This window comes from Paenarthrobacter sp. TYUT067 (genome assembly GCF_023656375.1).
GTDB lineage: Bacteria > Actinomycetota > Actinomycetes > Actinomycetales > Micrococcaceae > Arthrobacter.
Genome location: NZ_JAMOIT010000033.1, coordinates 1 through 19,536 on the forward strand (window position 1 = coordinate 1; position 19,536 = coordinate 19,536).

17 protein-coding genes are annotated in these 19,536 nt (G+C 60.5%); 7 read left to right on the top strand and 10 right to left on the bottom strand.

The features are described 5' to 3' along the window. Positions 1-79: 79 nt before the first annotated feature. From MOD31_RS21135 to MOD31_RS21150, 4 genes are all read right to left on the bottom strand, one after another. Positions 80-1,147, bottom strand: a complete 1,068-nt coding sequence (locus MOD31_RS21135) for a quercetin 2,3-dioxygenase (protein ID WP_250821615.1) — start codon at positions 1,145-1,147, stop codon at positions 80-82. 82 nt (positions 1,148-1,229) lie between these two features. Beyond that, complete coding sequence (locus MOD31_RS21140) at positions 1,230-3,512, bottom strand: alpha-L-rhamnosidase (protein ID WP_250821616.1); 2,283 nt, start codon at positions 3,510-3,512, stop codon at positions 1,230-1,232. 59 nt (positions 3,513-3,571) lie between these two features. Continuing rightward, positions 3,572-4,843 carry a glycoside hydrolase family 1 protein gene (locus MOD31_RS21145; protein WP_250821617.1) on the bottom strand — a complete coding sequence of 424 codons (1,272 nt, stop codon included), beginning with the start codon at positions 4,841-4,843 and terminating at the stop codon, positions 3,572-3,574. 39 nt (positions 4,844-4,882) lie between these two features. Next, positions 4,883-6,217, bottom strand: a complete 1,335-nt coding sequence (locus MOD31_RS21150) for an MFS transporter (protein ID WP_250821618.1) — start codon at positions 6,215-6,217, stop codon at positions 4,883-4,885. Positions 6,218-6,405: 188 nt separating this feature from the next. On the opposite strand from MOD31_RS21150, the gene MOD31_RS21155 reads away from it, so the two are divergent. Next, the gene (locus MOD31_RS21155; RefSeq protein WP_250821619.1) at positions 6,406-7,017 is read left to right on the top strand and encodes a TetR/AcrR family transcriptional regulator; all 612 of its coding nucleotides are present in this window, start codon (positions 6,406-6,408) and stop codon (positions 7,015-7,017) included. Positions 7,018-7,131: 114 nt separating this feature from the next. Here MOD31_RS21155 and MOD31_RS21160 read toward each other — a convergent pair whose 3' ends face one another. The 4 genes from MOD31_RS21160 to MOD31_RS21175 form a co-directional block, all read right to left on the bottom strand. Continuing rightward, positions 7,132-8,097 (bottom strand): alpha/beta hydrolase, encoded by a 966-nt coding sequence (locus MOD31_RS21160; protein WP_250821620.1) that lies wholly within the window; start codon positions 8,095-8,097, stop codon positions 7,132-7,134. A 249-nt stretch (positions 8,098-8,346) separates the two neighbouring features. Then, positions 8,347-9,378, bottom strand: a complete 1,032-nt coding sequence (locus MOD31_RS21165) for a DUF4192 domain-containing protein (protein ID WP_250821621.1) — start codon at positions 9,376-9,378, stop codon at positions 8,347-8,349. A 697-nt stretch (positions 9,379-10,075) separates the two neighbouring features. Continuing rightward, entirely contained in the window at positions 10,076-12,124 is a 2,049-nt protein-coding gene (locus MOD31_RS21170) for a carbohydrate binding domain-containing protein (RefSeq protein WP_250821622.1), read from the bottom strand. Positions 12,125-12,440: 316 nt separating this feature from the next. Next, complete coding sequence (locus MOD31_RS21175; protein WP_250821623.1) at positions 12,441-12,614, bottom strand: hypothetical protein; 174 nt, start codon at positions 12,612-12,614, stop codon at positions 12,441-12,443. Positions 12,615-12,695: 81 nt separating this feature from the next. Between MOD31_RS21175 and MOD31_RS21180 the strand changes: the two genes are divergently transcribed. Further along, positions 12,696-13,925 carry an ROK family protein gene (locus tag MOD31_RS21180; protein ID WP_179017330.1) on the top strand — a complete coding sequence of 410 codons (1,230 nt, stop codon included), beginning with the start codon at positions 12,696-12,698 and terminating at the stop codon, positions 13,923-13,925. Here MOD31_RS21180 and MOD31_RS21185 read toward each other — a convergent pair. Continuing rightward, positions 13,922-14,791, bottom strand: coding sequence for a carbohydrate kinase family protein (locus tag MOD31_RS21185; RefSeq protein ID WP_250821624.1), 870 nt, complete (start codon positions 14,789-14,791; stop codon positions 13,922-13,924). The two genes, MOD31_RS21180 and MOD31_RS21185, sit on opposite strands and share 4 nt — an antisense overlap. Before the next feature lie 440 nt (positions 14,792-15,231). On the opposite strand from MOD31_RS21185, the gene MOD31_RS21190 reads away from it, so the two are divergent. Both MOD31_RS21190 and MOD31_RS21195 read left to right on the top strand, forming a co-directional pair. Beyond that, on the top strand, positions 15,232-15,597 hold the full coding sequence (locus tag MOD31_RS21190; protein ID WP_250821625.1) for a hypothetical protein: 366 nt from the start codon (positions 15,232-15,234) through the stop codon (positions 15,595-15,597). 138 nt (positions 15,598-15,735) lie between these two features. Further along, positions 15,736-15,960, top strand: a complete 225-nt coding sequence (locus MOD31_RS21195) for a hypothetical protein (protein ID WP_250821626.1) — start codon at positions 15,736-15,738, stop codon at positions 15,958-15,960. A gap of 86 nt (positions 15,961-16,046) precedes the next feature. Here the strand turns inward: MOD31_RS21195 and MOD31_RS21200 are convergent, their stop codons facing one another. Then, positions 16,047-16,916, bottom strand: a complete 870-nt coding sequence (locus MOD31_RS21200) for an Lrp/AsnC family transcriptional regulator (protein WP_179017327.1) — start codon at positions 16,914-16,916, stop codon at positions 16,047-16,049. Between the two features lie 221 nt (positions 16,917-17,137). Here MOD31_RS21200 and MOD31_RS21205 point away from each other — a divergent pair, with 221 nt between their 5' ends. The 3 genes from MOD31_RS21205 (at position 17,138) to MOD31_RS21215 (ending at position 19,506) form a co-directional block, all read left to right on the top strand. Then, complete coding sequence (locus MOD31_RS21205) at positions 17,138-17,875, top strand: transporter substrate-binding domain-containing protein (protein ID WP_250821627.1); 738 nt, start codon at positions 17,138-17,140, stop codon at positions 17,873-17,875. Positions 17,876-17,984: 109 nt separating this feature from the next. After that, a complete protein-coding gene (locus MOD31_RS21210) occupies positions 17,985-18,719 on the top strand; it encodes an amino acid ABC transporter permease (RefSeq protein WP_250821628.1) in 735 nt (244 codons plus the stop codon). A gap of 1 nt (position 18,720) precedes the next feature. Next, complete coding sequence (locus MOD31_RS21215) at positions 18,721-19,506, top strand: amino acid ABC transporter ATP-binding protein (RefSeq protein ID WP_284705570.1); 786 nt, start codon at positions 18,721-18,723, stop codon at positions 19,504-19,506. Positions 19,507-19,536: the final 30 nt, after the last annotated feature.

Genomic DNA, 19,536 nt, shown 5'->3' on the forward strand with positions numbered 1-19,536 from the left:
CGAGCATGTGTTGCAGGTAAACCCAACCAACTACAAAGGGTCCGGACTCCCTGGGAGTCCGGACCCTTTGAGGTTCAGCCTAGATATCCAACGCAACACGCCGCTGCGGCGGCGGACCGACGACGGTCAGATCCAGCTCCGCCTGCGCCCGGCCAAAACCTTCCATGTCCATGTAAGGCTCGCCACCTTCCGTGTAGATGTAGTCCTCAGTGGGCTTGTTGAAGTACTCGAAGAAACCATTGAAAACTGACGGGGTCAGGAAGCCCACCATCTGAGTGTTATGTGCATCGAACGCGAAGGAGTGAACGGTGCCGGCCGGGGCGTGGACAAAATCGCCCTTGGTCAGGAGCATCTCGCGCCCATTGGCGTAGAGCCACATGCGGCCCTCCGTGCACAGGAAGTTCTCGGTGTGCTCGGAGTGGAAATGCAGCGGAATGTACGGGGATTTTGCGCCCTTGGTGTGGACCGCGAAGTAGCTATCCCCGGTATTCTGCGGCCGTGACAGATAGGAGAACATGGTCTGATAGCTGACCAGACGCTCTCCTTCACCCGCACTGAGGAAATAGGGGCTCAGCGTGGACGGCAGGCCCGCGTTCTGTTGCAGTCCCGGCTGGACACGTTCGACGTCCGGGAACGTGATGCCGAATTCAGCACCGATCTCTGCCTGTTCCTGGGGCGAAGGCTTGTGGCCGGCACGGGCTGGAGGGACGTGCGAGTCGATGGGAGTACCGACACGCTGGTAGTAGGCCTCGGCGCCACCGGGAGTCATCCAGTTGAGGAACCGGGTGTAGTGGCTGGCCATACGGTAAGCGTGGGGAGTCCCCGGCGGAATAACCACGGAATCACCGGGCGTCAGGATGCGGCTTTCACCGGGCAACCAGACATGCAGGATGCCGTCGAACACGTAGAGGGTCTTGTGTTCGACTGCGTGGCTGACGAACGGAGACTCGGCTCCCATGCCGCCCGAAATGTAGGCTGCGCTGAAGATGCCGCCCGTGTCCGCCGCGCGGGCGATGACAGTGATCAGTTGGCCGTTGATCTCGTAGCGGGCACCTTCGCCGGAAGCCATGTAATAGGGAACGGCGTCACCTGGGAGCGTGTTGGCCAGGGGGAGTGTCTTGGTGATTTCCTCGACGCTGAGGGACATTTGATCCTTCTTTCCTTCATGGGGCTGTGTGCCTCTTCTTAGCTTTGCTCATTGCACCCGCGGCGCAGGGCCGCGTTTTCAATCATTGGAAGGACAGCTCGGCGGCGCTGCCACTCCGGACGTGCTGGCCCGGCCCAACAATCTCGTCGTCCATTCCTGGTAGCCGCAGTACGGCCTCGCTGCCATCCGGGACCGTGGCAGCAACCTCAAGCCGACCGTCAACGATCTCCCATCGAACCGAAGCAATCCCCAGAGGTGTCTCCAGCTTGGTTTCTGCCCACTGGAGTCCGCCGCCTGGCTGCGGTGCAACAAGGATCCGGCCGTAGCCTGGCTCCAGCGCCGACAATCCGCCAATGGTCCGGTGCATCCAGTCGACCACCGCGCCAAGGGCGTAGTGGTTGAAGCTGGTCATTTCGCCGGCGTTGATGCTGCCATCGGGAAGCATGGAGTCCCAGCGTTCCCAGATGGTGGTGGCGCCCATGGTGACCGGGTAGAGCCACGAGGGGTTTTCGGTCTGGAGCAGGAGCCGGTATGCCGCATCGAGGTGGCCCGTGTCTGTCAGTGCGTCGGTTACGAATGGTGTCCCCGCAAAGCCGGTGGAAATGCGGAAGCCCGACTTTTCCACCAGCTCGGCCAGCCGATTGCCAGCGAAGTCACGGTCGCCCTCACCAAGAATCCCGAAGACGATGGCCAGGGCGTAGACGGTGGTGCAATCGCTGGTGATGACGCCGTTGTCGCCAACGTAGTGAGCCTTGAACGCCGACCGCAGTCCCTGCGCCATGTCGCCAAATTCCGCGGATGCAGCGTGATCCCCGAGCACCTCGGCGGCAGCAGCCACCAAGGAAGCCGAGCGGAAAGCACACAGTGTTGCCACCACATGCTTGTCGGCCTTGGCCGCCCATGGCTGGTCCGGGGAAGCATCGGGGTCGAGCCAGTCGCCAAACTGGAAGCCGGTGTCCCACAAGCCGTTGGGCGAGAGCTTGCTGCGGAGCCGCCGGGCGTGGCCGGTCATGGACTCGAATTGCTCCTCAAGGACCCGTCGATCACCGTAGGCCTCCCACAGTGCCCAGGGTACCCACACGGCAGCATCGCTCCACACCGCGGCCGAGTCCGGTGCGCCGAACTCCGCCGGCTGCTCAATGTACTTGAGCACGTTCGGAACCACGAACGGCACCAGATCCTCATCATGGCTCTGCTCCAAAGCAAGGTCGCGCAGCCAGTCCCTCAGAACGTCACGGCTGTCGAACAGGAAGGCCGCACTCGGTGCGAATGCCGAAAGGTCACCGGTCCAGCCCAGACGTTCGTCACGCTGCGGGCAGTCGGTGGGAACGTCCACGAAATTGCCGCGCATGCCCCACACCGCGTTCTCGTGCAGGCGGTTCAAGAGTGGATCGGACGTCTGGAAGGTGCCGATCCGCTTCATGTCCGAACTGATCACGACGGCGGTCAGGCCGCCTTGGTCCTGAAGGGCTTCGGCGCCTCCGGGCCAGCCTTCAACTTCCACGTAACGGAAGCCATGGAACGTCAGTGTCGGCTCGAAGCTGTCTGCCGCGCCTGAGAGCGTGAACCGGTCTGTCGCTTCTGCCGAGCGCAGGGGCCGGGTGCCCAACTCGTCATGCTCCAGTACCTCCGCGTGGCGGACGGTCACCACATTGCCGGCAGTACCGGTTACTGACGCCCGCACCCAGCCCACCAGGTTCTGGCCGAAGTCCACCAAAACCTTGCCAGCTGGCGAAGTCCACACCTTCACCGGCTGCAACTCCAACTGGCGGCGGACGGGAGGCCCGATGTACGGCTCGAGGCGGCTGAGGTCGTCGTCGAGTTCGCGGACCGCCGACCATTCGGCGGAGCTGAACCCGGGAGCGAGCCATTCGTCATCGAAACGCCGGGCATCGATTGACTGCCCGTCGTAGAGATCGTTGGCGGTGGTGGCCGACGGCCCGGCAATCCAGGACGAGTCCGTACCGACAACTTGCTCGTGGCCGTCCGCGAACCGAATCCGGAGTTCGGCAAAAGCGCCAAGTTCCTCACCGTAGTACTTCGAACCGCCCGACCACGCCAGCCGCCCGCGGTACCAGCCGTTGCCGAGCGCAAGTCCAATGACCGTCGTCGTGTCGATCAGCCCGGTGACGTCCAGTTCGCTGTACCGGACCCTCCATTCGTAGCTGGACCACCCCGGAGTGAGCAGGTCTTCGGAGGCGCGCCGGCCGTTGACCCATGCCTCCACCACGCCCAGCGCGGACAGGAACAGGGTGGCAGACACGACGTCGCCATGGCCTTCGTCGAGCGTGAATTGGCCCCGCAGCAGGGGTGCGCCGTCATATTCTTTGTCCGCAGTGATCATGCGGGCGTGCCAGGTAGTCATCAGGGTGATCTCCAAAGTTCTTGCGGGTTCGGTTGCAGTACGGGCAGGATCAGGCAGGCCTATGCCGGTTGGATTGCGAGGTCCAGGGCGGCACCATTGCTCTGCGCCACACCACCCAGCCAATGGGCGCTTGGCTTGGGAGAACGCTCCTGGGTGGTTCGGTCCACCGCGATCAGGCCGAACTTGGGAACGTAGCCAAATACCCACTCGAAGTTGTCGAAGGCAGTCCATGCGATGTAGCCGCGGACGTCGATTCCGTCCGCCAGGCAGGATGCGACACCGGCGACTGCTGTGCGGAGGTAGTTCAGGCGTTGGGTGTCGTCTTCGGTTGCCAGGCCGTTTTCAGTGACGATGACGGGGATCCGGGCAATGCGGGCTGCCTCGCGGATGGTCGCCTCCAAGCCCTCCGGGTAGATTTCCTCGCCCATCTGGTTGGTGGGGACGCCGTCCTCGGCGTGAACCAGCCCATCAGCTCCGAACACCGTGCGTCCGTAGGTCTGGATTCCCACGAAGTCATCTCCCCGGGAGGCTTCGAGGAACCGTTCGTTGACCTCGCGGCGGATGCGGTCTGCGTTGGTTTCTCCGCCTGGTGCGGCGTGGATGTCCGTGTTGGCCAGAGTCCAGCCCACCATCAGCTCGGGGCGCCGGGTCTTGATGGCGTCGCGGCCGGCATGGTGCGCTGCAAGTTTCACGTCGAAGGCTGCTTCAGAGACGGTGAATTGGAAAGGAGCCACCTTCGCAGCCTCGATGTTGAGGCGTTCGGCTGCGGCGGCCCAGACCGGCACCTGACCGCGGCTTTCTGCGGGACCGCCACCAATGCCGATCTCCTTCAGCAGCCACGGAAGGTTGGGCTCGTTCAGGGTGCAGGCAACCCCGATCAGGTCGCCAAGGTGCTCAGTGACGCGATCGCAGTAGCGACCGAACCGTTCCGGCGTGGCTGCATCTTCCCAACCTCCGGCGGCCAAAAGCCACAACGGTGAGGTGAAGTGATGGAACGTCACCACTGGCGTCAGGCCGTGCTCGTGGCACGCCTCCAGGACGCGACGGTAGTGGTTGAGTGCCGCCGTCGAGAACTGACCTTCCTCAGGCTCGATCCGCGCCCACTCCAGGGAGAAGCGGTAAGTGGTGAAACCGAGACCGGCAATGAGGGCGATGTCCTCGCGGTAGCGGTGGTAGTGGTCGATCGCGTCACCGGAAGGTTCGGCGAAGATCGTACCGGGCAACTGCTCCAGGAACCAGGTATCGCTGTTGACGTTGTTCCCTTCAACCTGGTGGGCAGCTGTGGCGACTCCCCAGAGGAAATCGCCGGGGAAAGATTGGGGCTTTGTCATGGTTTTCCTTATCGAAGCTTGTGTGACGGCAGCCGCTGTTTAGCGGACGCCCTTGATGAACGTGACGGTGATGCTGCCCAAGGCACACAGTGCAGCGGCGGCGAACCAGAGGAGCCCGTAGTTGTGGCCGCTGCCGATGGCGAGGATGGCCGGTGCGGCTGCCGGAACGATGATGTTGGGGATGCTGAGGGCGAGGCTGAAGACGGCCATGTCCTTGCCGGTGTCGCGGGCGTCCGGGAGGACAGCTGCGCACAGGGCGAGGTCGACGGTGAGGTACATCGCCTGGCCCATGGAGAACACAATCCATGCCACAACGAATTGTTCGAAGGACGTTGCCGTGGCACCGAGCACCAGAGCCGTTGCCATGAGGAGAGCCGCGGCAATGACAAACGGCTTGCGGCGTCCGATCTTGTCCGAAAGCCAGCCCGAGACCGTGAAGAAAAGTATGCTCACCGGAGCAGATATCAGGTTGAGCAAGCCCGCGCTCTTCCCGGCTTCGGCGATCGGCATGTGGAGTCCATCCATCAGGAAGAAGATGAAGTAGGCAAACAGTGCCGTCATGGCAATGCCGGCCAGGAACCGTGAAACCCAAGCCCATGCGAAGTTCGGACGCTTCCTCGGATCAACAAGGAAGGACTTCGCCAATCCCTTGAGGTCCAAGGCCGGCAGTTCAGCGCGGGTCTTGGCGGGGTCCTTGTAGAGGACCAGCAGCGGCAAGCTGCAGACGATCGCCAGCAGAACGGGTACACACATCATGAGCAGCGGGGCATCTACCAGCCAAGCGGCAATGTAGGACCCCGCTGACATGGCCAGCGCGCCGGCCATGCCCATGGCGCCCATGACCCGTGCCCGCTTGTTGTCTGGAAGGGCCTCGATGGGAATCACGGCGTAGGCGTTGAAGGCGGCTTGCGCCGAGACCAGGGCGATGACATACGCGGCGATGATCACGGGTGTGGACGGCACTGTCCCGATGACAGCCGCGGCGAGCAGAGCGGGGACCAACCCGCCGATGATCCACGGACGACGCCGGCCGAACCGGCCCGCGGTGCGATCGGATAGTGCGCCGGTGAGCGGGATGGTGACGATCAGAAGCAAAGAACTGATGGAAACGGCCATGCCATAGCTCGTCTCTTTGCTCGCCGGATCGACGACTGCCAGACGGAGCGAGAGTGCCGTTCCCAGCGTCAGGCTCATGATGTACATGCCCAAAGCAGCGGTGAGGACCAATGCCATGGTTTTCCGGGGCGACATCGGCTGCTGCGCGAGTGGCTGCTGCGCCGCAGCGCCCGACGTCGGTGTTGCAGTGGCTGTTGAGTGAAGTGCTGCGTTCCCGGCAGGTTCCATGACCTGTGCCTGGGTTGTGGGGTCACCCATGAAAATCCTCCTTTGGACCAGAGCCACCGTTGGCTCCCTGTGACCGGTGATGCAGGCTCCGAGCGGCTACCGCCGGACCTTTCTAGCAACGTTAACCAAACTTAGACCACATTGGAATACTTTCCCAAAGATTTCTTTTCCAAAGTGGAAAAGAAACTTGGTAGCCTCTTCTCAGAGGAGGTCCACCCATGGATCAGGAAACCCGCGGGCCTGCCCGCACAGGTAAGCGCGCCCCCTATGCCAACGGGGCCAAGAAGCGTGCTGAATTGGTGGAAGCAGCCTTCCAGGTATTCGCTGAAAAGGGCTACCTGGGCCTGTCGATCCGCCAGATAGCGGAGGCGGTGGGCACCAGCCACACTGCGCTTCTTCACCACTTTGGGAGCAAAGAAGCACTCCTGGAGGCCGTGCTTGTCCTCCGCGAAGAGCGGGAAGGGCCATGGAGGACGGCGCTGATCAGCGACAAAGGTCTCCTTGAAACCGTGCCTGCCGTTATGCGGCACAATGCGGGAATTCGGGGGGTGATCCATCTTGACGCGACGCTGCGGGCGGAGGCCATCAGTTCCGACCACCCGGCCCATGACTTCCTGTTCCGCCGCAGCCAGGACTTTGTCGACTCGGTGAGGTCTGAACTGGACCGTGAACTCGCGGCCGGCCGCCTGCGGGAGGGCATCTCGCCTGACGTCGTAGCCCGGCAGATCACCGCGCTTGTGGAGGGAATTCAGTTGAGCTGGCTCTACGATGAGTCGGTAGACATGGCCGAGCACCTCCAAGGCTTCATGGAGCTGATCAGGCAGCCTTAGTCCAAAAGCAATGTGCTCGGTTCAAGACACAAAATTTACGGCGAGGGCACCGCCGCTCCCAACGCCCAGCAGCGGTGCCCTCAACTGAATATGGTGGCTGGTGATGATGAAGTGTCAGCCCTGAAGTGTTTCTCCTGTGAGGTGCTTGGACAGGAACTCGATGCACGTCTCCAAGATGGGGTCCATGTCGATGCCGATGAACCCGTGGTCCGCTCCCGGGACTTCGATCAGATCAGCGACAGCGCCGACCTCCCGCAAAGCGGCTACGAGGCGACGGCTCTGGGCGGGCCCGACTGCAGTGTCGGCTGTCCCATGCACTGCCAGGACAGGAGGTGCCCCGGGGCTGACGTAACTGATAGGGCTTGCGGCGCGGGCGCGTTCTTCGTGTTCACGAATCGGCCCCCTGATCAGCCGGGACATGAATGCATCCGGTCCCTCATGGTCATTGACGCCATCAGTGAGGTCATCCGCTTGCATACTAAGGACATCGCTGGGACCGAAAAAGTCGACAACGGCTGCAACAGGGGCGTCTTCGCCCTCAACGCCGATCTGTTCGGTGAACACCGGGTTGACCCCGTCCAGGGCTGCCAACAGAGCCAATTGCGCTCCGGCGGATCCTCCCCAAAGCGCCAGGCGGCGGCCGTCTATGCCCAGATCGGCGGCGAAATGGCGCAGGTATCTGATAGCGGCTCGGGCATCCATCAACTGCGCGGGAAACGCTGCTTCTGCACTGAAGCGATAGCTGAGTGCCGCGAAGGCAAAACCAGCAGCAAGGACTTTCTCCCGCATAGGCACAAACCAGGGCGACCACACTTCCTCGGATGCTCCCATGACGAAAGCGCCACCGTGAATCCAAACCACCACGGGGACAGGGCCATCCGCTGAGGTCGCAGGCACCACAACATCCAACAGTAAGTTCCGGTACCCTTCCACAACCGCGAAAGTCTCCGCCCGGTAACTTATCCGCCCGTCCGGGCCAGTAACTCCGTGCGACGGAGGAAAGCACTTCGGCAGGGTGAAACCCTTGTCTTCCCCTTCCTTTTCAAGCTGAAGGTCTTGCGGGGCGAGTTGTTCGGTCACGTATCTTCTCCCAGGTATATGAGCGCAGAGCCTGCTGTCTGCGAAGGCACGCTTACAGCATGTGTGAAGGGCCTCAAACCTCGTTCTATGTATTTCATTCATTGGAGTGGTTTTGTGGATGCGGCTCTAGCGGGGGGTGGCGTGGACGCCACAACATGACTGTGTAGGGGCCAGCCTCAGCATTAGTGTCCTGCGCTGAGTTGCCACGGAGCCGTCGCTGGTTTTGGCCGCCTTATCGCTGCCACCTCTTTATGCCATGTCGAGTCGGGTTTTGTAGGCGGTGTTTTTGTTGGTGTTCCAGCCGGCGATGATTCCGGCTCCGAGCATTTGGTCGGTGAGTCGGGCGAAGCGGTAGCCGGGGTCGGTGTCGAGGGCTAGTTGGAGGTATTGGTGTGCTTTGGATCCTCTGCCTTCCCACCAGTTGATGTAGCCGATGGTGGTGAGGATTGGTGCTGCGTGTTGTGGGCTGGTTCTGGTGTAGGCGTGGAGGAGGAGTTGTTGTGCCCATTCGACGCGTGACCATTTGGGCGCGGTCTGGGTTTGGGCGAAGAGGATGTGTTGGGGTGGTTCGTTGATGCCGGGGATGTCGGCCATGAGCCGGTCGCGGATGTGGGGGAACTGGAAGTACGCGATGAGTGTGGTGCAGTCTTCGTCGGCCGGGAAGTCGTTTGACTCCAGCATGCCTGTCCAGAGCTGGCTGGCTTGTAGCGCGGCTTGATGGGGTGCCTGGGCTCGAATGGTGTTCATGCGGTTTTCGACGGCGATGGCGTGGCCTGCTTCTTGGGTCGGCGTTGGGAGGGCGATTTGGTTGGTGGGTTCTATGGTGCTGCCGCGGTAGATGAATTCGGCGTTGACGCGGCTGAATTCGGTGGTGCTGATGGGCAGGCTGATGTCTTGGCCAGGGTCGCTGTCGTAGGGCGAGTACGTGTCGTCGCTGACGAAGATCCCATCGCGGATGGTGATGCCGTTCTCGGCGAGGACCCCGGTGAGCGCGGCGATGGTCGCCGCGTGCGGCTTGGGCTGACCGGGTTCACAGTGGGTTGAGGTGTAGAGGGCGAAGACGATGCTCGTCGCGCTGGTGTCGCTGGTGAGGTAGCTGCTGACGGTTCGGGCGTAGGGGAGTTCTGTTCCGGGTTGGCGGGGGAGGTCGATGCGGAGGGTGGCGCCGACCTTGCCTTTGTCCAGGGTGATGCAGACCAGGCTCTCGTTGGGCCAGAAGCCGAGGGTGTGCCCGATGAAGCTGAGCAGGTCTGCAGGGTCTTTGATGGTGAGCGCATTCATTGTCCTGTTCCTTTGCCCTTGTCTTTTGTCCTGCGGTCGTTGGTCTTGTGGGTCGTTCTGTTAGGGACCAATTCGCTGGTAAGTGGCTGGGGTGCAATTCGGATGATCGGGGCAGGTCCGGAAAGATCGGAAGGGGAGAAATAGCGTAGGAGCGTCGAGCGAATTTTCCAGATCGGCACTGGCATGTCAGTGCCCTGGTTGCGCGGAGGCCCCATCCGGCGATGATCGGGATATCAGAATGACAAAGAGCTTTGTTGCTTCTGGCTATTCATGGGTCGGCGAGGGTGGGGCGTCATGACGTGAGCGGACTTGGTCTTCGGCATGTGCCATCGCTTGGCGGGATGGTTGTGCCGGACGGGCCGGGGACTGCTTTCAGTCCCGACATATACGCCGTTATCGGCCAGAGGGAGTCAGACATACAGTTCTGGACGTGGCGGATGGCTGACTCCCCGGCCAGACCACGGTTCTACCGGCCGGAGGGAGACGGCCCTGGAGGTCGTGGCGACTCTCGGACTGCGAGCCATGCAGACTGCGCAAGAAACGGTTTCGCTTGCCAGGTACTTCTGTGGGTCCTTTGGAGACCTGCTCACCGCGGCTTCGACGATGAGGCTGCAAACGGAGGCGACGCCGGGATCCGGCGCCGCCTCCTTCCCGGCTCACGTGACCGGAAGGCCCGGGTACGTGAGGTCTTTGTGTGTCAGGCGCAAGGGTTTCCTTGTCTGACTGTTCCGTCCTTCACTTGGTGATAACCGGGTCCAGCAGCGTAGTTGTTTGCTCCGTTGTTGTCCCAGGTGCCCGCCGCGTTATTGAATGCAGCGGTAATTCCGGAAGCTCCGTTGAGGGGGATGGAGGTGGTTACCCAACCAGGGCATGAGGCAGTCATGGTTATGCCCGGGGCCGTGGTCCATGCACCGGTCCCCACCCGATAGTGGGCGTAATAGGCGGACCAATTCTTGTTGGTTGAGTAGAACAGCACTGTGGTGTCTGTCGGTCCAGGGGTAGATGAACCGCTGCAAGGATCGGTATGACTAACCACATTGCCGTTCACGGTTGCGATCCCACCGCTCAAGGCGTAATTGCTGGTGTTGTTGTTGTCCCATACGCCGTTTCCGTTGTTGAACGCAGCCGTTGCACCGGCTGAGCCGGCGGGGATGGTGTACGAGAGCCACCCAGGGCAGGCGGCGGTCATGGTGACGCCCGGTGCGGTTGTCCAGGCGCCGGCGCCCACCCGGTAGTGCATTTTGTAGTCGCTCCAGCCCTTGGCGGTGGAGTAGTACACCTTGAGGTTGATTGCCCCCGGCTCTGTTTGCCCGCCTGCTTTTGCGTTGATGTGCAACGCGAGGGCGGCATTTTGGTCGACAGTGGCCTGGAAAGTCCCGGATGCGTCCACGGTTACCGCGTCACCCGCTGAGCAGCCGGTAGCGGTGGGCAGTCCCGCCACCACGTTGCAGTAGCGGCCGGCGGGAAGGGAGCTCTGGAAAGTCCTGGTGATGGCATTGCCGCGGTTGATCGCCACATAGCCCTTATCGCCACGACCAAAGGCGATGGCGTTCGAGCCGTTGTCCCACTTGTTGACGATCGGGGCGCCATATGTCGTATTGCGGAAGCCCACCATGTTTTCGATGTTGGTTTGCGCATGCTTGCAAGTCCAGCCATTCCGGCCGCACACGGGATCTATGACTTCCCCGTTCGAGGCAACAGCCGGTCCTGTCTCATTGTTGGAGAAGGAATAACCTGAATGGATCGAGGGGGATCCGTAGTTCCACGCCATTGTGAAGATCTGGGCGAGATCGTAGTTTGCCCCGTCCTTGTAGGTGAGCGTTTCGCCGTTTCGTTCTGTGTCATGGTTGTCGACGAAGACTGCGGCGTTCTGTTGAGGAAGGAAACCGGCCCAGGTGGAGCCGATGCCATTACCTGTGATCAGCCAGTTGATGTTCCCGCCGTTGAAGGCCTCTTTGAGTTTGCGGGCGAAGGCAAACTCGTGGATATCACCGTTGCTGGTGTATTCCTCCGGCTGTACCGGTTCGTTGGCCCGGATAACTTCCTGGACTACGTAGAGCCTGGCACGGTCATTGACCCTGGAGAGAATTCCTTGCATGTCGCTGGCCGCAATATGTTTGACGGCGTCAATCCGGAACCCGTCAACTCCCAAGGTCACCAGATCGTTGAGGTATTCGGCAATTCTTCCCTGAACGTAGGGGGAGGACGTGTTGAGGTCGGAGAGGTTGACCAGATTGCACTCCTGGACTTCCCATCGGTTTTGGTAGTTGGCGATGTCCCTTCGGCACGAGTGAAAGTCCTGCCCTTGGTAGTTTCCGGGATAGTCGTAGTGCTGGAATGTGGTTCCTGCCCAACCCGTTCCCCCGGTGCTCTTTCCGGACATGTGGTTAATCACGGCATCGGCGATCACTTTCACACCCGCGGTGTGGCAGGTGTCCACCATGTGCTTGAACTCCGTACGCGTGCCCAGCCGTGACTCCACCTTGTAGCTGACCGGCTGGTAGTGGGTCCACCATTCCGGGCCTTGTACGTGTTCTTGCGGGGGAGATGTCTGTACGAATCCGTATCCGGCTGGCCCGAGGTTCTCTGTGCATTCGCGGGCTATTGCGTTCCATGTCCAGGAGAACATCACCGCGGTGGCGTCTTTGGGTCCGGGAGCCGCGGCTTGGGCCAGGGGAGCTGAAAGCGTGGAGGTAAACAGTGTGCCGAAGACGGTAAGAAGGACCAACGTGGCTAAGAATTGCAAGCGTTTCCTTTTGTGAGGAAAGTGGACTGCGACGTCCTCGTCGTGTGCTGGCATGGAGGTGAGTCTCCTCGATGATGGAGCCGCTGCAGGCCGGGAGTCCTAGGCAGCGACTGACGCCGCCCTACTGATCGGCGGCCGCGTCACGATGACGGCTACCCATCAAGGTAGGCGGAGTCTAGACATTAAACAAGAGCAAAAGAGCATAAACTGGAAGCGCTTGCAGATGGAAGCGGGCGCGACTGTGGCCTCAAAAAGCCAAGCGCACAAAGATGGTTGCCTGGTAGTTCCGAAGGGGCGGGACGAGAGGCTCTCGGCGCTAAAGCTGGGCGGTCGCCTCTGGTGACGGGGTGGCTGTGGAAGCGGAGGCCGGCGTCGGATGATCGAGGATCGGCTGGTACCGGCGCGCGGCGGGCTCCCAGAGGGTGTTCCATCGATCCAGGGCGGAGTTGCTGGGGGCGGGGGATTCTGAATGGTCCGGGGCTGCATTCATTGTGTCTCCGAAGTTAATTTGGATTCAAAATTTAGTGCCTGAAGTATTATGTGACCTGAGCTACAGAGAGGTCAAGACCCGATGAGCGCCCCTTCATCCTCGCCGACGCCGCAGATGCTTCGGCGGGCAAGCCTTAGATCGGTCTTGGACTTTATGAGGGCTTCCACCATCGTGACAATCTCGGACGTTATGGAGGGCACGGGGCTAGCCCGTGCAACTGCCATTTCTGTATGTGAAGAGATCATGGACCGGGGCTGGATTCTGGAGCTTGAAAACCAACGCGAGTTTGGTGAGTACCTCAAAGGACGTCCTGCCCGACGGTTCGTTCTAAACCAGGACGCCGGGTACGTCATTGGCCTGGATGTGGGGGTCTCCAAGGTGACGGCCGTGGCGTCCAACCTTCGTGGTGAAATTGTGGGCAGGGCGAGTCAGCAGTTTCGTGGAGTTCAGATCACGGCTGATGACCGTATTCCGGGTTCTGATATCAGTCCCCGCGAGCGTGTATCGGCCATTGACAGTACGGCATGTGATGCCCTTCGCAAGGCTGGCGTCACCTCCGACGCGGTTCTCGCAGTCAGCGCCGGAATTGCGGCCCCGGTGGGCCGTAACGGCAATGTACTGACGACTCAACCCTTCTGGGCTCTTCTGGACGTTGGCTTGAAATCGGCTCTGAAGGATCTTCATGGGTGGACGGTGTTGCTGGCCAACGACGGAAACTTGGCGGCCCTGGGCGAGCGTTGGCGCGGTTCAGCAGTGGGGGTGGACGACGTCGTGGTTATCCTCGCCAGTGAGCGCTTTGGTTCCGGAGTGATCGACGACGGCCGGCTTCTGCATGGTTGCGGCGGAGGCGCCGGCGAGCTGGCGTTCCTCAAGCAGGTTGAGGGGGTGGGGGACACCTTTGGGATAGCTCTCATGGCACGCACCTGGGCTGCCGAGGCCATCACTGGAAATGACGAAACGCTACTCCGTGAATATCCTCCAGAGGCCATCGAAGCAAAACACGTCTTCGCCGCCGCACTCCGGGGTGACGCTGTGGCACGGCGGATTCTGGATCGGCTGGCCGATCGCATGGCGAGGGTTATCGGGGCTGTGGCCACCATCCACAACCCGGAGCTTGTGGTGATAGGGGGCGCAGTAGCCAAATCGGCGGGCGCGCTGCTGGATCCCATTGCTGAGCGCCTGCCTGAATTCACCGCTACTCCTCCGCGGCTGGCCGTTTCACCCTTAGGTGATTCCGTGGTGACCATGGGTGCTGTGAGGAGCGCTCTGGATTTTGTTGAAGAGGAAACCCTGGACATCGAGCTGTACTAAGGAGCCGTCAGCACCTCGGAGAGTTTCGGGTGCAGATGCTCGCTTTCTATCGCAATGCGAGCCTGTGCTACTGCTGCCTTGAGAGCATCATCAACTGTGGCGCCGTGGAGCGTCGCTGCCAGGAATCCGACCATGAAGGCGTCACCGGCACCATTGGTGTCCACCACATCGGCGGGAGGGGCACTGACCTCATGTCGCGCCCCGGAAGCCTCCAGCGCAATGGCCCCGTCTGCTCCGAGGGTGCAAACGGCCAAGCGAGGACCGCGTTCGAGGCAGGAACGCATAAGTTCCCATGGGTCCTCCGTGCTATCACTGCTCATGAAAACTGTAGTGGCGGCGCGAACGAATGGTTCATGGAATTCGGACGATCCGTCATAGTCGTGAAGGTCTGCCCAAATAGGCGTCTGATGGGCGTCCAGGCGCTGCAACAGAAGCGCACCGAGTTCACTGAGGTCAATCACGGCGAGATCTGCTGCGGCAACCGCCTCAGCCGTGATGCGGAGCTCGTGCTGGAGAGGAGTGGTCGGGACCGCAACGTACAGCGACACCCGCTGGCCGCCGTCGGTCATCAAATTGACGTGGCGTTCCGTCTGCCCGGTCGTTAAGGCCTCGACGGCGACTCCGGCCGCGGTGAGGGCGCTGCGGACCCGCTGGCCTTCAATGTCAGTTCCGAGTAGAGAACTCAACCGAACGGTGACACCTAGGTCTGCGAGATGCAGGGCCTTACCGGCGGATGTCCCACCTATCGTCTCCCACGAACGGCGGGCAAATTGCATGTGGGGGGCAGGCTCCGGAAGGTGGTCCAGGAGGATGAGGTGGTTCCACGACGCGGGGCCGCAGATAGCGACAGTGGGAGGCGCAGGCATGACCATATCCAACCATTCCGTGAGTGCAGTGGTCCAGAGCGCCACAGCCCGGACCGGAGAACGTGTGCTTGGTCGGTCGTTCGAGTCCGCTGGTCTCCACAGGTCGTTACGGCGACCCTACTCACGGTGTGGCAGGTTCGACATGACATGATCGTCTCGGAGAGAAACGCATCATCGTCCTTCAAAAGACCGGGTAAGAGAATATTGGGGGTAGCGGTATGGAGCCGCAGAGACGTGAGGGACCGGGGCACCCAAATCAGCCTTCCTATCCGCACCAGCAGTACTATGAACAAAATCCTCAGCGCTTTCCCCAGTACGGCCAGCCCCAGCAGTGGGCTCCGCCTCCACCCAGGAAAAGCAAGGCTGGATGGATTCTCGGCATCATCGCTCTTTCCCTGACGATCTGCGGAATACTCCTGTTCGCCGGTTGCTCCGCCTTGGTGAGCGAGATCAACGGAGGCGGCGGAAGCCAGGCTGAGAAAGCTGCGGCCATGAGGGCTGCAGCTGACAACGTACGGGAGGAGGGCTGGACTGAAACTCATCGGTTTGAGCGGAAGGTTGACCCCGGCTGCGTTTCCATCGACAGCCACTGCCTCAGGCTGGAAGTTGCGTGGGCCGTTGATCATGAGATAACGGTTGACGAGATCGCCTCACGCCTTGGTAAGAACATCGATGAGTTCAAAGCCGAAGGATATGGTGGCGAAACCTGCATGACGAACCGCGACAGCAACAGCATGACCGAGATTTGCGTCGGTGACAGCCCCGATGGTCGCCACAACGCCAGCGTCACCATGACCCGGAAATAGGCTGCCATTCAGCAAAGAAAAGCTCGATGCAAGCGGCCGAGGTGGCGCGCAAGGTGCCCACGCCTGGATGACCGAAAGCGCCACCACCCTGACCTGCTCCGGGCCGCCGCCGAGCCGATCAGCGGAAGGGCGGCCCTTGTGGACCATGCCAACACCACCGCACGAACGCACTCCGCTTCACGGCGCGAACCGCCATATCCCGACACGAGCAGCATCGTCAGGACACTCATCGCCAAACTCGCCCATGAACGTTCGACCAACCGGAAAAGGATCGCCGAACTCGAAGCCGCCGTCGCAGCAGCCCAAGGACAAATCCTCCACCTCCGGCGTCAAAATCATCGTTTGCCTGACGACACTGCATAGTCCCAACAGGAGGACAAGAGGCTGTCTTTTTTGCGCTGCATCTAGTGGGTGCAGCTCATGTCGTCTTGCTTGGGATGGCCTGGCTTCTAGTGTTCTTCCTTGATGACTTTGAGATGGATCCACGACTCGATGTTTAGGACCTCGGGGAGTGCTCTGATTTGATCGACAGCCATAAGCGCCGAGTTTGCGTCGGATCCGTGGATGGTTGCGATGACGTCGTGTTGACCGATGCTTGAAGCCAGGAAGGTGAACCCTGGAATTCCTTCAAGGGATTTCGAGAGGTCCAGGGCCGTGCCCGTGATCCTGATTCCCAAGCCCATGCGGGTGACGCGTTCCTGCGAAGCGGGTCGCCAACTGAGACCTATCTTGACGATTTCGCTGTCCAGGATGCGCATGACGCGTGTGCGTACGGTTCCGGTTGATACGCCAAGCGTTGATGCCATGGTTGCGTAGCTGGCTCGTCCATCCTGGCGGAGCACGTCGATGAGGGCGAGGTCGAGTTTGTCGAGGATGGGGTTCTTTATGTGGGCAGGGCTCAGGATGTCGACCAGCAGTTCGGTGTAGATGCTTGTTCGCATGGACGTCACTCCCGGTATGCGGCGGATGTCGTCGATGCAGGCCTGAAGGTCTTCATGGTTTTTGGCCCGGATTTCGGCGATCAAGGACATTACGCCTGCGGTGATGGAGACGAACGGCACGCGAGGATCTTGGGCGATCTGCTCGGCCAGATCCTGGACTGGAACGGCGGCATCGATGGAGACGTGGGCCATGACTGGAAGCCCGACAACAGCAGGGTGTGCCAGCCCTATGACCCGGAGCCCGGATTCGGTCAGGAGTGCGTTTAAGCGTCGCGCGGCGGACACCCGGCTGAGGCCCAGTGTTGTGGCGAGTTCGGTGAGTGTGATGCGCCCGTTCCGCAGGAGCTCGGCCAGTATTTGCTCGTCGATTTCATCCATGAGTCAGCACCTGTGTTTTCGTTACAGAAGTTTTTTCGGTCAATCCCAAGTCGTTCATTTTCAGAAAAATAAGGGAAAAAACATGTGATGATAATCAATCATCACATCGTACTTTGCATATCAGCAGAAGTGGGCGGTCTGTCTAATTTTTTGTCCAAATGAAGGGCCTACCATGTGAGAAGCGCCACAATGGCGAACTTGTTCGAGGCAAAGGGTAGATCATGAAAAGAATGTTTCTCAGCTCCGCAGCTGCTGTAGGTGCGGCTGTACTGTTGAGCGCGTGTTCCGGAGGCGCCGGTGCTTCCGCGCCTGGGTCAGCCGCCAGTGGTCCCAAGGCGCTTCTGAAAGCCGGTGAGTTCAGCGTATGCATGACGCCGCAGTACAAGCCTTTGGAATTCTACAAAGATGGCAACACTGGCAGTCAGCCGATCGGGTTTGATGCTGATGCCGCAGTCGCTTTGGCCGAGTCGCGGGGTGTGAAGGCGAAGTTTTCCGATGTTGCCTTTGACGGTTTGATGCCCGCCCTGCAAGCCAGCCGCTGCGATGTGGTCTGGTCCGGCCTCTACGTCAACGACGCGCGGCAGCAGGTTGCCGATGCTGTCCCATATCTGAAGACAGGTTCGGTCATCATTGCCCCTCAGGGGTCGGACATCAAGAGCGTGGACGACTTGGCCGGAAAGACCATTGCCGTTCTTGCCGGCGGAGCCTATGAGGCGAACCTCAAAGACTTGTCGAACACCTTGAAGAGCAAAGGCCTGGCAGACCTGGTCCAGCAGTCCTACCCGCAGAACACCCAAACCACGGCTGCGGTGACGAACGGCAAGGCTGATGCCCTCATTGATACCGACGTCTCGGTTGGTGAAATCGTGGAAAAGACCGGCGGGAAACTGCAAGCTGTTCCCGGCATCTTCGAAACCGACGCTGTCTTCGGCGTGTACGCCAAGAAGGTTCTGCTCTAACTGAGGAGATCCGAACCGGACTCAAGAAGCTTTCCGACGAAGGCAAGCTTGCCGAGATCGCCAAGACGTACGGGTTGGACCCCACCCGGCTCACTGATGCGGGGAAATAATGGATTTTGACCAGAGGATTTTCCTTCAGGCCCTGACATCCAAGGAGTTCCTGACCGGGGCGGCTTTGTCCCTTCAGCTGGCGATAGTTTCCCAAATAGCCGCGACGCTGATTGGCCTCGGTGTTGCCATGGCCGGGATCTCAAAGATGAAGACCTTGCGGAGCCTGGCGTGGGCCTACGTGTGGTTCTTCCGCTCGGTCCCGACGCTGTTGCTGCTTCTCATCGTCTGGAACGCGGCCCCCCAGATCATCCCGGCACTTCGGGACAGCTGGTACTCACCCTTCCTGGCAGGCTTCATCGGGCTTTCGGTGGTCGAAGGTGCCTTCATGGCAGAGATACTCCGTTCCGCGCTGCTCAGTGTTGATAGCGGACAAAAGCTCGCAGCCAGGGCACTGGGACTTACCCCGGCGCAGACCTTCCTCAGGGTAGAACTTCCCCAAGCGATCAAGGTCGCGCTGCCTCCCACGGGCAACGAATTCATTGGAATGATCAAGTACACATCCCTGGCCTCAGTCATCTCACTTCAGGAGTTGATGACCACGGGGCAGGTCCAAGTTGCAACTACGTTCCGGTACGCCGAGTACTACACCGCGGCACTGGTCTACTATCTGGTCATCGTCAGTGCTGTCATGGCGTTGCAGCACCAAGTTGAAAAGCGATACCGGTGGGTCTCCAAACCAGACAGGTCCCAAGTTTGGTCCAAACCTGTCCCGTCGACGCTGAAAGGACTCTAATATGTCCGAGATCATCGCACCTGTGCGTCCAACCGTAAAGACCGTGCTTGAGGTCAGGAACCTCCACAAAAAGTATGGAAACCAAGAGGTCCTCAAAGGAGTGGATTTCTCCGTTGCTTCCGGTGAAGTCAAAGTTGTTCTGGGCCGTTCAGGATCCGGGAAGTCAACGATGCTCCGACTGATGGCATTACTGGAGCCCCTCGACGCCGGAGAAGTGATCTTCAAAGGCAACCGCATCGGAGTAGACGCCCGCAACCGACCTGCACGCGAGCGAACCCTGGCCCACCAACGATCTGAGATCGGTATGGTCTTCCAGCGGTTCAATCTCTTTGCCCACCTCAACGTCCTCCAGAACGTGACACTGGCCCAGCGGTTGAGCAGAAAGGTGCACGCCGCACAAGCAAAAGAGCAGGCAGCGGAGATCTTGAACCGTGTTGGCTTGGGCTCGCACCTGCGTCATTACCCCAGTGAGCTTTCCGGCGGACAGCAACAAAGGGTGGCCATCGCCCGGGCTCTGGTCCTGAACCCGTCAGTAATGCTCTTCGACGAACCGACATCAGCGCTAGACCCGGAATTGGTCAACGACGTCCTCGCCGTCATGGAGAAACTTGCTGCGGACGGAATGACAATGGTAGTCGTGACCCACGAAATGCAGTTCGCGCGCAGGGTCGGGACGGAAGTAGCCCTCTTTGACCAAGGCGTACTCGTCGAGCAGGCTCCTCCCGAAGAGTTCTTCAAGAACCCCCAGCACGAGCGGACCCGCGATTTCCTAAGGCACATCCATTGAGCCGCCGTATCCCGAGCAGAGAAGCTGCCC

Excerpts from the sequence above, each read along its gene's own strand:
- MOD31_RS21150 (WP_250821618.1), bottom strand. The coding sequence starts at position 6,217 with ATGGGTGACCCCACAACCCAGGCACAGGTCATGGAACCTGCCGGGAAC.
- MOD31_RS21165 (WP_250821621.1), bottom strand. The coding sequence starts at position 9,378 with ATGAATGCGCTCACCATCAAAGACCCTGCAGACCTGCTCAGCTTCATC.
- MOD31_RS21185 (WP_250821624.1), bottom strand. The coding sequence starts at position 14,791 with ATGCCTGCGCCTCCCACTGTCGCTATCTGCGGCCCCGCGTCGTGGAAC.
- MOD31_RS21140 (WP_250821616.1), bottom strand. The coding sequence starts at position 3,512 with ATGACTACCTGGCACGCCCGCATGATCACTGCGGACAAAGAATATGAC.
- MOD31_RS21155 (WP_250821619.1), top strand. The coding sequence starts at position 6,406 with ATGGATCAGGAAACCCGCGGGCCTGCCCGCACAGGTAAGCGCGCCCCC.
- MOD31_RS21215 (WP_284705570.1), top strand. The coding sequence starts at position 18,721 with ATGTCCGAGATCATCGCACCTGTGCGTCCAACCGTAAAGACCGTGCTT.
- MOD31_RS21205 (WP_250821627.1), top strand. The coding sequence starts at position 17,138 with ATGAAAAGAATGTTTCTCAGCTCCGCAGCTGCTGTAGGTGCGGCTGTA.
- MOD31_RS21180 (WP_179017330.1), top strand. The coding sequence starts at position 12,696 with ATGAGCGCCCCTTCATCCTCGCCGACGCCGCAGATGCTTCGGCGGGCA.
- MOD31_RS21145 (WP_250821617.1), bottom strand. The coding sequence starts at position 4,843 with ATGACAAAGCCCCAATCTTTCCCCGGCGATTTCCTCTGGGGAGTCGCC.
- MOD31_RS21200 (WP_179017327.1), bottom strand. The coding sequence starts at position 16,916 with ATGGATGAAATCGACGAGCAAATACTGGCCGAGCTCCTGCGGAACGGG.
- MOD31_RS21210 (WP_250821628.1), top strand. The coding sequence starts at position 17,985 with ATGGATTTTGACCAGAGGATTTTCCTTCAGGCCCTGACATCCAAGGAG.
- MOD31_RS21175 (WP_250821623.1), bottom strand. The coding sequence starts at position 12,614 with ATGAATGCAGCCCCGGACCATTCAGAATCCCCCGCCCCCAGCAACTCC.
- MOD31_RS21135 (WP_250821615.1), bottom strand. The coding sequence starts at position 1,147 with ATGTCCCTCAGCGTCGAGGAAATCACCAAGACACTCCCCCTGGCCAAC.